Genomic DNA, 11518 nt, shown 5'->3' with positions numbered 1-11518 from the left:
TGTAGGTATTGAAGATTGCGAAGGCGAGAAAGATCCAGCCGAGGTCGTTGGCCTCCTGGGCGGGGGTCGCCTCACCGGCGATCAGGACGACGGGCGGGGCGGCGCGGCAGCAGCAGCGCCGGGACGAGGGCGAGGGCCAGCATGCCGGCCGCGAGCAGGTAGGTGTGCTGGAACGCGTCCGCCAGCGGCTCGGCGACCGCCCGGCGCCCGTCCGGGCCGAGCCCGTGGACGGCCTGGAGCGCGCCACCCCGCCCGCCCGGCACCAGGCCGCTCATCAGCGACGACAGCACGACCGACGCCGTCGCCATCCCGATCGCGCCCGACATCGTGTTGACCAGGTTGACCGTCGCGCTCGCCGCCGGGGCCCGGTCGCGGGCCAGGCCGCGGGTCGCCGCCGTCATCGCGGGCATCATCGTCGCGCCGCCGCCCGCGCCCATCAGCAGCATCGTGGCGCACAGCCCCCAGTAGGGCGCGTCCGCGTCGAGCTGGGCGGTGAACAGGGCGAATCCGGCGAGCGCCGTCGCGACCGACACGGGGACCAGCCGCCCGGGCGGCACCCGGTCGGCGATCCGGCCCGCGACCTGCATCGCCGTCCCGGAACCGAGCGCGAACGGGATGCCGAGCACCCCCGCCATCGTCGCGCTCTCGCCCCGGACGACCTGCAGGTACAGCGGGAGCAGCAGCATCGAGCCGAAGTAGCCGAACGAGAACAGGGTCAGCGTGCCGGTCGCGGCGGCGAACGTCCGGTCCCGGAAGCCGCGCAGGTCGATCAGCGGATGCCGGGCCGTCAGCGCCCGGACGGCGAACGCGGCGATCAGCACCCCGCCCGCGGCCATCGGCGCCACGACCGCGGGCGAGCCGAACGCGCCGCGGTCGCCGCCCGTCGTCACGCCGTACAGCACGGCGGCGATGCCAGGCGAGAGTGTCAGCAGGCCGGGGACGTCCAGCGGGGTCGCCTCCGCCGGGGCGTCGCGCGGGAAGAACCGCGAGGCCAGCGCCACCACGGCCGCCGCGACGGGCAGGTTCACGAAGAACATCCACCGCCACGACACCTCGTCGATCAGCCAGCCGCCGAGGACGGGCCCGGCGAGCGGCCCGACGAGGATCGCGAGGCCGAGGGTGCTCATCAGCCGGCCGAGCCGCTCGGGCCCGGCGGCGCGCAGCAGGATCGTCATGCCGACCGGCATCACCAGCCCGCCGCTGAACCCCTGCACGACCCGGAACGCGATCAGCGACTCGATGTTCCACGCCAGCCCGGCGAGCAGCGACCCGGCCCCGAACGCCGCGATCGCGCCCAGGTACAGCCGGCGGGCGCCGAACCGCCCGACCGCCCAGGCGCTGGACGGGATCACGGCGCCGAGCGCGAGCGAGTACCCGGTCGCCACCCACTGGATCGTGCCGAGCGGCGCGCGGAACTCCTGCGACAGCCGGTCGACGGCGACGTTCACGACCGTGGTGTCCAGCGTGATCATGATGGAGCCGAGGACGAGCACCAGCACGACCGCCATCGGGTCCGGCGCCGTCCGGCCCCGCGGCGGGGCCTCGGCCGTCACGGTCACCTCAGCCCCCGTACGGGCGGACGGCCCGTGCGTCGCGCAGCGCGTGCCCCCACCAGGCGAGCTGGTCGAGCATCCCCTTGGCCGCCGCGGACGCCCCCTCGGGGTCGTTCGGCCGGCCGTCGTCGCCGAACCAGTTCCACGGGTGGTGGAAGCTGACGGTGTCGCGGACGGTCACGGCGTGCAGTTCGGCGAAGACGCCCCGGAGGTGCTCGACGGACCGCAGCCCGCCGGCCAGTCCGCCGTACGAGACGAACGCGACGGGCTTGGCCCGCCACTCGTGGAAGTGGGTGTCGATCAGGTTCTTCAGCGTGCCGGGGAAGCTGTGGTTGTACTCGCAGGTCACCACGACGTAGGCGTCGGCCTCGTGCAGCGTCCGGGTCACGCGCGCGAACCCCTCGGACGTCGGCGCCCCGAGCGCGGCGGGCGGCGGCTCGTCCGCGACGTCGACCACGTCGACGGTCAGGTCGTCGCGCTCCCGGGCCCGCTCGGCGAACCAGGTCCCCACGGTCGGCCCGAACCGTCCCTCGCGCGTGCTCCCGATGATGATCGCGACGCGCAGCGGTTCCTTGGTCATATGGTCTCTCCCTCGAAGGCGCGGCATGGTGACGCGATCGAAGCTACGGAGACCGCCGCCGGCGGCTCATCTGTCAGATGACTGGGCGCCCTACCTGTCCGCGGGCTCGCCGATCCGGGCGGCGAGCGCGTCGCGCAGCTCCGTCAGCCGGGCGATCTCGGCGTCGAGGGCGGCGAGGCGGCGGCGGGCGACCCCGGCGCTGCGCGTGCAGCCGGGGCCGCCGTAGGGCGGGAGCGCGTCGCCGTCCAGGAGGTCGAGCCGGTCGGCGCAGCCGCGGATGTCCTCGACGGTCAGCCCGAGGGACAGCAGGCGGCGGATGGTCAGCACCCGGGCCACCTCGCGGGGTCCGTACCGGCGCTGCCCGCCGGAGGTGCGGGACGGCGGCGGCAGGAGGCCGCGCTGCTCGTAGAACCGCAGGGCCCGCGGGGTCGTTCCCGCCGCCGCGGCGGCGTCGCCGATCCGCATGTGGTCTCCTCTCAGGACGTCACAGCTCGACGATGACGGCTCCCAGGTGCCGTCCGCTGATCAGTTCGTGCAACGCCCGCGGGGCGTTCTCGATGCCCGCGACGCGCACGTGCGGAAAGGTGATGTCGCCGGAGCGCAGCCAGGCGCCGAAGCGCTCGGCCCACTCCGGGCGCTCCCCGGCGTCGTCCAGCCCGCCGAAACCGCGCATCTCGATGCGCTTGGCGATGAGCTGGAACGTGTCGACCTCGACCGGCGCCGTGGTGCCGGCGCGGTCCGGCGCGAGCTGCCCGGCCAGCGTCCCGACGAGGACGAACCGCGCACCGGGCCCGGCGGCGGTGATCGCGGCCTGGAGCTGCTCGCCGCCGACGTTGTCCACGAGGACGTCGATCCCGTCGGGGGCGGCCTCCGCCAGCTGCTCGGCGATGGGCCGCCCGCCCCGGATCACGGCGGCGTCGTACCCCAGTTCGGACACCAGGCGGCCGGCCTTGCCCGGCGAACCCGTGCTGCCGATCACCCGGCCCGCGCCGAGCAGGCGGGCGATCTGGCCGGCCAGCGAGCCGACCCCGCCCGCGGCGCCGGAGACGAACACGGTGTCGCCGGGACGGACGCGGGCGTCCCGGGTCAGCGCCGTGTACGCGACGTCCGCCTGGCCGAGGTGCGCGACCGGATCGGGCAGGGTCCCGTCCAGCGGCGTGCACTGGTCGGCGGGCACGACGGCGTGCTCGCGCCAGCCCAGCCAGTGCCGGACCAGGTCGCCGGGACGGAGCCCGGTGTCGCCGGGCGCCGAGACGACCTCGCCGATCGCAGCCCCGAACAGGGGGTCGCCCGGCCGCAGCGGCGGGAAGGGGGTGCCCTTCACGCCGCCGCCGATCAGGGTCCGCAGTGCCGGGAAGACCAGGAACCAGCGGTTGCGGACCAGCACCTCCCCGTCGCCCGGCGCCGGCACGGGGACGTCCACGACGCTGAAATGCTCCGGCCGCGGCAGGCCGTCGGGAACGGCGGCGAGATGGACCACGCGCGAGGTACGGGGCGAAGACGGCATCGGGACACTCCTCAGGGCCTGGAGTCCGGGCTCAGTCCCGGACGCGGGCCAAGAAGCTAACCCTTGACCCGCGCGTCAGGGTCAAGCGTCCACCGGTCCCGGCTCGGCGACGCGGCGCGGGCGGGCCGGGGTCAGGACGGCGGCCGCGAGGGTCGCCACGGCGGCGCTGACGGCGGCGAGGACGAAGCCGTCCGTGAAGCCGTCGAGGGTGTCGCCGGTGAGGCTCGCGGCCGCGACGCTGGAGATGACGGCGGCCCCGACCGAGGCCCCGAACTCGTGGAACGTGCTGACGATCCCGGACGCGATGCCCGCCTCGTGCGGCGCCACCTGGCCGAGGGCCGTCGCTGAGGCGACGACGAACATCGCGCCCGTCCCGGCGCCCGCGACGGCGGTGCCGGCCACGACGGTCGCGGGATGCAGGGAGACGGCGGGGAGGGCCATGCCCGCCGCGGTGGTGACGAGCCCGGCCACGGCGAGCCGCCGCGGACCCGCCGCGGCGATCAACCGGCCGGTGAGGTTGGCGCCGGTCATCGTCGCGACCGCGATGGGGAGGAACAGCAGGCCGGTGCGCAGCGCGCCGTAGTCCCGGGCGTGCTGGAAGTAGAACGTGCCGAGGAAGAACATCGCGATCATCAGCGCCGTCGCCATCACGATCAGGAACGTGCCGGTGGCGACCGGGCGGCGCGCCAGCAGCGAGACGTCCATCATGGGCGAGCGGGCGGTCTTCTGCCTGGCGGCGAACGCGAGGTAGCCGAGCACGGCGAGCAGCGCCGGCCACCCGGTGCCGAGGCTGAGCCAGCCGTCGTCCCCGGCGCGGATGAACGCGTAGATCAGTGCGCCGGACGAGGCGGTGACGAGCAGCGCGCCGAGGACGTCGAGGCGGGGGAGGGGCGCGGCCGACCGGTGGCGCGGCAGCATCCGGGCGAGCGCGGCGAAGATCACCAGCCCGATGGGGACGTTGACGAAGAACACCCAGGGCCAGCCGGGACCGGCGGTCAGCGCTCCTCCCAGCAGGACGCCGAGGGCGGCGCCGCCGCCGCCCAGCGCGGACCAGACGCCGAGCGCCTTGTTCCGCTCGTCGTCCTGGAACAGGGTGACGACGAGGGAGAGGGCCGACGGCGACAGCATCGCCGCCCCCACGCCCTGGGCCACGCGCCCGCCCAGCAGCATGGCGGACGACCCGGCCAGGCCGGTGACCAGCGACGCGGCCGTGAAGACCAGCAGCCCGGCCAGGACGACGCGCCTGGCCCCGAACAGGTCGGCGGCCCGCCCTCCGAGCAGCATGAGGCCGCCGAACGCCAGGGTGTAGGCGCTGACCGTCCAGGTCACGGCCTGGCGGCTCAGGTCCAGGTCGGCCTCCATGTGCGGCAGCGCGATCGCGACGACCGTCACGTCGAGGATCAGCATCAGCTGGGCCACGCCGAGGAATCCCAGGACGCGCCAGCGCAGCGGATGGGGCCGCGCGGCCGGGGGGTGAACGTCTTCTGCCATGACAACTCCTTAACTCGTACAGCGTCATACGAGATATAGCAGAATAACGCGTACTGTGGCATACGAGTTAAGATGCGGCCATGCCCTCCGCCACCACCGGCCGGCGCCGGCGCGCCGACGCCGAGCGCAACATCGCCCGCATCGTGTCCGCGGCGCGCGAATGCCTGAGCACGGACCCGGGCGCGAGCACCGACGACATCGCCAAGGCGGCCGGTGTCGGGCGGATGACGCTCTACGGCCACTTCCGCAACCGGGCCGAACTGGTGGAGGCCGCCCTGGTCGACGCCCTGCGCGCGGGGGACGCGGTGCTGTCGGACGTCGACCTGTCCGGCGACCCGCGGGAGGCGCTCGCACGGCTGGTGGAGTCCAGCTGGTCCCTCGTGGCCGAGTCGAGGGCGCTGCTGGCCGCGGCGCAGGAGGCCCTTCCGGCGGGACGCGTCCGCGAACTTCACGCCGATCCGGCGGAACGCGTCGAGGCCATCATCCGCCGGGGCCAGGAGGAAGGGGTGTTCCGCACCGACCTGCCGATCACCTGGCTCGTCGGCGTCGTGCAGTACGTCCTGCACGGCGCCGCCGAGGAGACCCGCGCCGAGCGCCTGGACGCGGAGGAGACGGGCCGTGTCGTGGCCGCGACGGTGCGGTCGATCCTGGCCGGCTGACCGCTCGCCCCTTTACCTCCGGGGTAATCGGCTCGTGGCGCCGCGTGATGGGAGGGTCGCGGCATGGAACGAGCACTGGAGATGGCGGCGGGCGGCCGCGTGGCCTGGGGAGCGCTGGCGCTGGCCGCGCCCGGCCTCAACGTGCGGCTGGCGGGCATCGGCGACCGCGACGGCCCCGAGCTCAGGTACATGATCCGGATCTTCGGCAGCAGGGCGGTCGCCCTCGGCCTCGGCTACCTGCTGAGCGACCCGGAGGCGCGGCGGCGCTGGCGGAGGCTCTGCCTGATGGTGGACGTCTGCGACACCGCGGCCGGGGTCGTCCACGTCGTCCGCGGCGACGTGCCGCGCCGGGCGGCGGCCGGTCTGGCGGCGATCACCGGTGGCTACGCGGCCCTCGGCGCCCTCGCCCTGCGCGCGGAGGGGCGACCGTCCTGACGACCGCCCCTCCCCGCGCGGCGCGTCACCGCGTCCCGACGAACTGGTGGTCTGTGCGGATGCGGCCGTCCTCGTCCAGGTAGAGGACGTCCAGCCCGCCGCCGACGGCCTCGCCGCCGTCCACGGTCACCATCGACCAGCGGACCGCGACCACGTGCGGCAGCAGGACGGAGGACTCCTCGGCGATCTCGAAGACATGCTCGCCCGGCGCGACGAACATCTCGTAGGCCCTGGTGACCCGGGCGTCCAGGGCGCGGTGGCCGTGGACCTCCAGGGGCGGCGGGGGCACGGCGAGCGCCGCGGCGGCGTCCCGGACCGCCTCGGGCGGGTTGACCAGCACGTGGAGCGCATCAGGTGCCCACAGATCGCGGATCAGCGCGCTCCGCGCCGCGGGGTCGGGCTCGTTCCACTGGGCCAGGTATCGGTCGGCAATCTGCTTCACATCGATCGGCATGTCCAGCAGTCTGTGAGCAGCGGGTGCGACTCCGCGATTCCCTCCAGGGAATGGAGGAGTCGCGCGCATCCGGTGTGGAATGGGGGCATGACAGTGGTGGCGGAGCCCGGGCAGTTCGCACGCGACCTGCGCGGCTGGCGGGCGCGGCGGCGCCTCAGCCAGCTCGAACTGGCCATCAGGGCCGACACGACCCAGCGTCATCTGAGCTTTCTCGAACAGGGACGCTCACGGCCGGGCCGCGCCATGGTGGTGCGGCTCGCCGAGTCCCTGGAACTGCCGCTGCGGGAGCGCAACGGGCTCCTGCTCTCCGCCGGATACGCGCCGGTCTACACCGAGTCGCGCCTGGACGCCCCCGAACTCGGCCCGGTGCGCGAGGCCCTCGACCGCATCCTCGCCGGGCACATGCCCTACCCGGCGGTCGTCGTCCGGCCGCACGGCGAACTCGTCGCCGCCAACCCGGCGCTCGGCGTCCTCACCGACGGCGCCGCGCCCGCCCTGCTGGAACCGCCGGTCAACGTGCTCCGCCTCGCCCTGCACCCGGACGGGATGGCCCGCCGCGTCGAGAACCTCGCCGAATGGGGCCGGCACATCACCGGCAGCCTCCGCGACCAGGCGCGGCAGGCTCCCGATCCGGGCCTGTCGGAGCTCATCGACGAGCTGGACGGCTACCTGCCCCCGGTGGAGTCGCCGGGCGAGCACCTCGGGTTCGCCGTCCCGCTCCGGCTGCGGGTCCCCGGTGGCGAACTGCGCCTGATCACCACGCTGACCTCGTTCGCGACCGCCGTGGACGTCACGCTCTCCGAGCTTCGCCTCGAAGCGTTCCTGCCCGCCGACGAGGCCACGGCGGCCCTCCTCCGTCAGCGGGGGTGACGTGTCAGTGCGACGACCGGCGCCGCGGGCGGGCAGGATGGCGGGGTGAACGAACTCGAAGAAGGCACCCGGCTCACCCTGGACTTCGACAAGCTGGCGGGCGTCGCCGCCACCGGGGCGCGGGTCGTCCCGGTGGTCCTCCAGGACGCGGGCAGCGGGGACGTCCTGTTCATCGGATACGCGAACGACCAGGCCCTCAAGGCCACGCTGGAAGAGCGGATCGCCGTACTGTGGTCGACGTCCCGCAACGAGCTGTGGCGCAAGGGCGCGACCTCGGGCGACGTCCTCGAACTGGTGGACGTCCGCGTCAACTGCGAGCAGAACTCCCTGCTCTACCTCGTCAACCGCACCACCGGCGGCGCCTGCCACACGAACCTTCCGTCCGGGGAGGCCCGCCCCACCTGCTACTACCGCTCCGTCGGCGACGGCGGGGAGCTGCGCCACCTCCTGCAGTGACCGGGCCGCCGGGCGTCCGGCCCCCGGCGCCCGCCGGGGGCCGGACGGTCCGCGCCGCCGGTCAGGCGCGCTTCGGCGTGTAGTGCATGACGGCGATGCCGCAGTCGAACAGCCGCGACTCCACGAGGTCGAGCCGCTGGTAGCCGCCCTCCGGGAACACCGGCATGCCCGCGCCGATCGCGGTGGGGTTGACGAACAGGTAGAGGTCGTCGAGCAGGCCCCGGCCGATCAGGTCCCGGACCAGCGTGCCGCCCCCGTAGGCGATCAGGTCGCCGCCGGGACGGGCCTTCAGCCCGTTCACGATCTCGGTGAGGTCGCCACCCGCGATCTCGGCGTTCTTCCAGGGCGACTCGGTGAGGCTGTCGGAGATGACGACCTTGGGCGTGTCGTTCATCTGGTCGATGGACTCCTGGGTCTCGTGCTCCGGCCCCGACTCCCAGGCCGGGATGAACCCCTCGGCGAGCCTGCGGCCCAGCACGATGCAGTCGACCGGCCGCATCAGCGCGTCGATGTACCGGCTGATGTCGTCGGTCCACGGGAACCTCATCCAGTCCATCTCGCCGTTCGGGCCGGCCATGTAGCCGTCCGCGCTGACCTGCACCTGAAGCTTGAACTTACGCATGATCTTCCCCTCGGGCCCGCGGTTCGCAGTCGTCGTTTCCTGTGCTCGTAGCTTCGCGGACACCGTTTACGGGATGTTTACGGCGCCTCGGAAAGGCCCTGGCCGCGGGCGGCGGCCGGGGGACCGCATGCGGTCACCGGGTGGAGGGACGTCCGGCCGCCTGCCACCTTGATGACGGGTGCGCCCTGCTCGACCGGCCAGGGCCGTGGGCGGAGGTGGAGGATGCGGCGACCGATCGCGGCGGCGCTGGCGGCGCTCCTCCTGCCCGGCGGGTGCGCCGGACGCGATTCGGCGTCCATCCTCGGCGGGGAGACGCTGGTCGCGGGCGTGCGGCCGGACCTTCCGGGCATCGGGTTCCGCCGCCCGGACGGCGCGTTCGAGGGCCTGGACGTGGACGTGTCCCGCTACCTCGCCGCGCGGATGGGAAAGAAGGTCCGCTTCGTCCCGGCGCTGGCGCGGGACCGGGAACGGCTGCTCCGCGAAGGGGACGTCGACATGGTCCTGACGTTCTGGATCGAGCCCGAATGGAAGCAGCGGCTCGCGTTCGCGGGCCCGTACCTGCTGTCGTACCAGGACATCCTGGTCCGCGACGGCGAGCGCGGCGTGCACGGCGTCCGCGACCTGAAAGGGCACCGGATCTGCGCCGTCACCGGATCGGGCGCGGCCGAGGCGGTGACGGTCGAGCGGCAGGTGCCGGCCGTGCCGGTGGCCGCGCGCTCCTACGACGAGTGCATGGGCATGCTGGCGGACGGCCGCATCGACGCCATCACCACGAACGACACCATCCTGGCCGGGCTGAAGGCGCGGAGGGGCGCCGGGTTCCGGCTGCTGAACGCCCGGTTCGGCGAGCGCCGGACGGGCATCGCCGTCCGGCGGGGCGACCCCGACGGCTGCGAGGCGCTCAACAGGGCCATCACTCAGATCTACCAGGACGGGACGATGGCGGCGTTCATGCGCAAGTGGTTCGGCTCGTCAGGCCTGGACCTGTCGGACGTGCGGGTGCCTCAGTTCGAGGGCTGCCTCTGACCGCCGGTCACCGGCCGCCGGTGCCGCCGCCGACGAGGGGGGCGTCGGTCCGGGAGCCACCGCCCTGGGGGCCGTTCTGCGGGGTGTCGACAGTGCCCCCGGTCCCTGTGCCGTTCTTCTTGTTCGGATTGCTCGTTCTGCTCGGAGGGGTCGGCCGGATCGTGCCGTTGTTGTTCCCCGGACCGTGCGAAGGCGTCGGCTTCGCCTTCGGGCCCGTGGTCTTCTTCCCCAGACCCGGCGCGGACGTCTTGCCGTGCTCGCCCTCGCCCTCGGCCTTGCCCTGCCCCCGGGACGGGCCGGGCGAGGGCTCGGCGCCGGAACGTTGCGAGGGGCGGGACCCGGGGCCGCCGCCCTGCTCGCGGGACTTGCGCTCGTGAGGCGTCGACGAGGGCCCGGGCGCCGCGTCCTGACCGGGGAAGTTCCCGGTCGCGAAGGCCACGCCGCCGGACAGCAGGATCGAGCCGCCCACCACCGCGATGACCTTGGCGGTCAGAAACCGGCGCAGGACCGCGGCCCGGGACCGGCGGGCCGGCCGGGGGGCGGCCAGGAAGGCGGCGACGGCGGCGTCCTCTCCCGCGAGCTCGCCGGGGCGGGCCGGCGCGGAGGCCGCCGCGAGCAGTTCGCGCAGCTCGGCATGGCCGCCGGCGCCGTCGAGCAGCCGCTCGGCGACGCGCGGGTCCAGCCGTCCGGGCTCGGTGTCGTCGCTCATATCACCCCTTCAGCGCCGCTGCCGCCGCTTCTGTCACCCCGGACGAGGGGGAGGGAGCCCATCGCGCCGTCGGCGGCGTCCGCGCGGGACGCCGGCAGCCGCTCGGCGAGCCGCCGCAGACCCCGGTAGGCCGCGGTCCGCACGGCGCCCGCGCGCTTGCCGAGCACCTTGCCCGCCGTCTTGGCGTCCAGGCCCACGACGACGCGCAGCAGCACCGCCTCGGCCTGGTCCCGGGGCAGGTCGGCGATCAGCCGGAGCGCCCGCTCGGTGGCGATGCCGTCGATGGCGTCCAGCTCGGTGTCGGCATCGGCGGCCATCGCGACCAGCTCCTCGACCGGGAGGTCGGAGCCGGGGCGGCGGGACTTGCGGCGCAGATGGTCCAGCGCCCGGTGCCGGGTGATCGTCGCGGTCCAGCCGCGGAAGCCGTCGAGGTCGCCGCGGAACGTCGGGAGGTCACGGGCGATCTGCAGCCACGCCTCCGACGTCACGTCCTCCGCGTCCGCGCCGACGATGGCCCCGGCGAAACGGATCAGGCGGGGCTGCACGTCGCGGTAGAGCATGCGGAAGGACTCCTCGTCGCCGCCCTGCGCCGCCCGCAGCGCCCGGCCGAGCTCGTCCTCGTCCACCGCGCCATTGTGCAGGCATTCCCGTTGTGGTGTGACACGTACGCGCGGGTTCGCGCTGATGGAGTGAAAACCCCTCCCGCCCGGCCGCCCCGGCCGCCCTCGCACGAGATGACGGACGAAGATGATCGGCAACGCCTCGCACGACCGGGACGAACTCCTTGTCACCGGCATAGCGCCGGTCGCTCCCCCGCCGGCCCGGCCTCTCGCGGAACCCGTTCCGCTGGAAGAGGCCGAGGCGGCGCCCGTCTTCGTCGACGCGACCGGGTGGCGGGCGCGGCTCGGACGCCGGCTGGGCCTGCTCGTCGGCGCGGTGCTGCTGGTGTTCCTGGGCGCGCTCGGCCTCGGCCTGACCACGGGCGCCGACGTTCCGCTGACGCCGTGGAGCGAGCCGTCCGCCCAGCCGAGGGCGAAGGTGAACCGCCCGAGCGTCCCCGCGAAGGCGGGTGAGCGGGCCCCGTCCGCGCGGCCCCTGCCCACCGGGCCGGGCGCCCAGTCCCCGCGTTCGCCGGCGGTGCCCGCCGGGCCCGGGG

Annotated in this window: 14 protein-coding genes and 1 pseudogene; 6 read left to right on the top strand and 9 right to left on the bottom strand. The window is 74.4% G+C overall.

From position 1 onward, the window contains the following. Positions 1 to 71 precede the first annotated feature (71 nt). From AB0K37_RS35890 to AB0K37_RS35870, 5 genes are all read right to left on the bottom strand, one after another. Positions 72 to 1559 (bottom strand): DHA2 family efflux MFS transporter permease subunit, encoded by a 1488-nt coding sequence (locus tag AB0K37_RS35890; RefSeq protein ID WP_363988889.1) that lies wholly within the window; start codon positions 1557 to 1559, stop codon positions 72 to 74. Position 1560: 1 nt separating this feature from the next. Further along, a complete protein-coding gene (locus AB0K37_RS35885) occupies positions 1561 to 2133 on the bottom strand; it encodes an NAD(P)H-dependent oxidoreductase (protein ID WP_363988886.1) in 573 nt (190 codons plus the stop codon). Between the two features lie 90 nt (positions 2134 to 2223). Then, complete coding sequence (locus AB0K37_RS35880; RefSeq protein ID WP_363988884.1) at positions 2224 to 2598, bottom strand: MerR family transcriptional regulator; 375 nt, start codon at positions 2596 to 2598, stop codon at positions 2224 to 2226. A gap of 19 nt (positions 2599 to 2617) precedes the next feature. After that, entirely contained in the window at positions 2618 to 3640 is a 1023-nt protein-coding gene (locus AB0K37_RS35875; protein ID WP_363988882.1) for an NADP-dependent oxidoreductase, read from the bottom strand. An 81-nt stretch (positions 3641 to 3721) separates the two neighbouring features. Then, positions 3722 to 5131, bottom strand: a complete 1410-nt coding sequence (locus AB0K37_RS35870) for an MFS transporter (RefSeq protein WP_363988879.1) — start codon at positions 5129 to 5131, stop codon at positions 3722 to 3724. Between the two features lie 80 nt (positions 5132 to 5211). Between AB0K37_RS35870 and AB0K37_RS35865 the strand changes: the two genes are divergently transcribed. Both AB0K37_RS35865 and AB0K37_RS35860 read left to right on the top strand, forming a co-directional pair. Then, a complete protein-coding gene (locus AB0K37_RS35865) occupies positions 5212 to 5790 on the top strand; it encodes a TetR/AcrR family transcriptional regulator (RefSeq protein ID WP_363988876.1) in 579 nt (192 codons plus the stop codon). Between the two features lie 63 nt (positions 5791 to 5853). Next, positions 5854 to 6225 (top strand): hypothetical protein, encoded by a 372-nt coding sequence (locus tag AB0K37_RS35860; protein ID WP_363988874.1) that lies wholly within the window; start codon positions 5854 to 5856, stop codon positions 6223 to 6225. A 25-nt stretch (positions 6226 to 6250) separates the two neighbouring features. On the opposite strand, the gene AB0K37_RS35855 is transcribed toward AB0K37_RS35860, so the two are convergent. Further along, the gene (locus AB0K37_RS35855; RefSeq protein ID WP_363988872.1) at positions 6251 to 6679 is read right to left on the bottom strand and encodes a hypothetical protein; all 429 of its coding nucleotides are present in this window, start codon (positions 6677 to 6679) and stop codon (positions 6251 to 6253) included. Between the two features lie 87 nt (positions 6680 to 6766). On the opposite strand from AB0K37_RS35855, the gene AB0K37_RS35850 reads away from it, so the two are divergent. After that, positions 6767 to 7549 (top strand): helix-turn-helix transcriptional regulator, encoded by a 783-nt coding sequence (locus AB0K37_RS35850; protein ID WP_363988870.1) that lies wholly within the window; start codon positions 6767 to 6769, stop codon positions 7547 to 7549. Positions 7550 to 7594: 45 nt separating this feature from the next. Beyond that, positions 7595 to 8005, top strand: a complete 411-nt coding sequence (locus AB0K37_RS35845; protein WP_363988867.1) for a phosphoribosyl-AMP cyclohydrolase — start codon at positions 7595 to 7597, stop codon at positions 8003 to 8005. 61 nt (positions 8006 to 8066) lie between these two features. Here the strand turns inward: AB0K37_RS35845 and AB0K37_RS35840 are convergent, their stop codons facing one another. Continuing rightward, complete coding sequence (locus AB0K37_RS35840) at positions 8067 to 8627, bottom strand: dihydrofolate reductase family protein (protein ID WP_363988865.1); 561 nt, start codon at positions 8625 to 8627, stop codon at positions 8067 to 8069. Between the two features lie 222 nt (positions 8628 to 8849). Between AB0K37_RS35840 and AB0K37_RS35835 the strand changes: the two genes are divergently transcribed. Next, entirely contained in the window at positions 8850 to 9653 is an 804-nt protein-coding gene (locus tag AB0K37_RS35835) for a transporter substrate-binding domain-containing protein (RefSeq protein WP_363988862.1), read from the top strand. 7 nt (positions 9654 to 9660) lie between these two features. Here AB0K37_RS35835 and AB0K37_RS35830 read toward each other — a convergent pair whose 3' ends face one another. Further along, the gene (locus AB0K37_RS35830; RefSeq protein WP_363988859.1) at positions 9661 to 10362 is read right to left on the bottom strand and encodes a hypothetical protein; all 702 of its coding nucleotides are present in this window, start codon (positions 10360 to 10362) and stop codon (positions 9661 to 9663) included. Next, positions 10359 to 10988 (bottom strand): RNA polymerase sigma factor, encoded by a 630-nt coding sequence (locus AB0K37_RS35825; protein ID WP_363988856.1) that lies wholly within the window; start codon positions 10986 to 10988, stop codon positions 10359 to 10361. Before AB0K37_RS35825 ends, AB0K37_RS35830 begins: the two co-directional genes overlap by 4 nt. 121 nt (positions 10989 to 11109) lie before the next feature. Between AB0K37_RS35825 and AB0K37_RS35820 the strand changes: the two are divergent. Beyond that, a pseudogene (locus AB0K37_RS35820) lies at positions 11110 to 11518 on the top strand (hypothetical protein); the annotation flags it as partial.

This window comes from Actinomadura sp. NPDC049753 (assembly GCF_040674655.1).
Lineage (GTDB): Bacteria > Actinomycetota > Actinomycetes > Streptosporangiales > Streptosporangiaceae > Spirillospora > Spirillospora verrucosospora.
Note: the sequence above shows the minus strand (reverse complement) of the source record. Positions and strands in the feature narration are given on the sequence as shown.

What these genes read in the sequence shown, in the direction of transcription:
- AB0K37_RS35885 (WP_363988886.1), bottom strand. Translation starts at nt 2,133, where the DNA reads ATGACCAAGGAACCGCTGCGCGTCGCGATCATCATCGGGAGCACGCGC.
- AB0K37_RS35880 (WP_363988884.1), bottom strand. Translation starts at nt 2,598, where the DNA reads ATGCGGATCGGCGACGCCGCCGCGGCGGCGGGAACGACCCCGCGGGCC.
- AB0K37_RS35875 (WP_363988882.1), bottom strand. Translation starts at nt 3,640, where the DNA reads ATGCCGTCTTCGCCCCGTACCTCGCGCGTGGTCCATCTCGCCGCCGTT.
- AB0K37_RS35870 (WP_363988879.1), bottom strand. Translation starts at nt 5,131, where the DNA reads ATGGCAGAAGACGTTCACCCCCCGGCCGCGCGGCCCCATCCGCTGCGC.
- AB0K37_RS35865 (WP_363988876.1), top strand. Translation starts at nt 5,212, where the DNA reads ATGCCCTCCGCCACCACCGGCCGGCGCCGGCGCGCCGACGCCGAGCGC.
- AB0K37_RS35860 (WP_363988874.1), top strand. Translation starts at nt 5,854, where the DNA reads ATGGAACGAGCACTGGAGATGGCGGCGGGCGGCCGCGTGGCCTGGGGA.
- AB0K37_RS35855 (WP_363988872.1), bottom strand. Translation starts at nt 6,679, where the DNA reads ATGCCGATCGATGTGAAGCAGATTGCCGACCGATACCTGGCCCAGTGG.
- AB0K37_RS35850 (WP_363988870.1), top strand. Translation starts at nt 6,767, where the DNA reads ATGACAGTGGTGGCGGAGCCCGGGCAGTTCGCACGCGACCTGCGCGGC.
- AB0K37_RS35840 (WP_363988865.1), bottom strand. Translation starts at nt 8,627, where the DNA reads ATGCGTAAGTTCAAGCTTCAGGTGCAGGTCAGCGCGGACGGCTACATG.
- AB0K37_RS35835 (WP_363988862.1), top strand. Translation starts at nt 8,850, where the DNA reads ATGCGGCGACCGATCGCGGCGGCGCTGGCGGCGCTCCTCCTGCCCGGC.
- AB0K37_RS35830 (WP_363988859.1), bottom strand. Translation starts at nt 10,362, where the DNA reads ATGAGCGACGACACCGAGCCCGGACGGCTGGACCCGCGCGTCGCCGAG.